Consider the following 1,026-nt stretch of genomic DNA (forward strand, 5'->3'; position numbering starts at 1 on the left):
CTCCTGTCTCGCCTCTATCGGCCGCTGCGGGTGTGCGGGGTCGTGGCAAACGACGGCCAGTCCGGCGGCGGCCCCTTCTGGGTCCAGGCCCCGGACGGGGTGGTCGTCAAGCAGATCGTCGAGAGCGCCCAGGTTCGGATGGACTCATTAGTTTATAGAACCATTATCGACCTAGAATTTTTGAAACATGTGGACTTCTGAGCAATCTTTATTAAAATTTCACGAAGTCACAGCCAAAACTATTGCCAAAACTATTAGTGTATTTTTTTTGCTCCCCATCCTCTTCCCCTATGGGCTTCTTCTAAATCCTCAGTCGATCTCCAATCGGTTGGTATCGGTATTGAGGAGTTCAACCAAGGTAGGGGAGATTTGGATTGTGGAGATTTGGGTAGACTTGGTAAGTAAGATCCGATTAGGATTATCTTGCAATTCTAATGCCGTCAGAAACAATATGACCCAATCCCCTAATTGTTCTCCCTGGCGAACTATAATCCACCAATCAAGCTATTATCTCTATAACTTGGTTAAAGTCTTTAGGAATTGTTAGGGTCTTGCTGACTCCTAGTCTTACCTAGATTAACTAACGAACCAAACCCCTGGGTAAGCATTCAGCCGTCAGCTATCAGCTATCAGCTAATGCGCTACGCCCACGCTACTTGAGGTGCTATTAGCTAATGCGCTACGCCTACGCTGTCTTGATGCAAAGCGCGAGTGGGGGAAACCACGGCAGTTGCTCATCGGGAGGGGCTGCGTGGGTCACCTGCGTCCGCACCTTGAAAGCCCCGTGGTAACCCCCTTTGGCGGCACTGCCTCCCCGTGAGGCCACTGCATCGCTACTAGAGGTGCTAGCAGGCGCTTTAACTGCACGGGGTCGGATCAGTAAAACGAGCAGGGATTTTCAACCAGCCGTACCAGCACCCCCGATGCTGGTTTACTACCGACCGTTGATTAGCTGACGGCACCTCAAGTAGCGTGAGCAATACGCGATGCGTGGCCATAGGCCAAGGCTCAAGACTGATAGCTGAA

At 51.3% G+C, this 1,026-nt stretch carries 1 protein-coding gene; it reads left to right on the forward strand.

Going from position 1 to position 1,026, the window contains the following annotated elements; translation table 11 throughout:
* Nucleotides 1–201, forward strand: a 201-nt coding sequence (locus tag F6K20_RS39720) for a DUF4301 family protein (protein WP_287298613.1), incomplete at its 5' end; no start/stop codon positions are given.
* Nucleotides 202–1,026: the final 825 nt, after the last annotated feature.

It is taken from the genome of Moorena sp. SIO2C4, assembly GCF_010672485.1.
In the GTDB taxonomy this organism is placed as follows: Bacteria; Cyanobacteriota; Cyanobacteriia; order Cyanobacteriales; family Coleofasciculaceae; genus Moorena; species Moorena producens.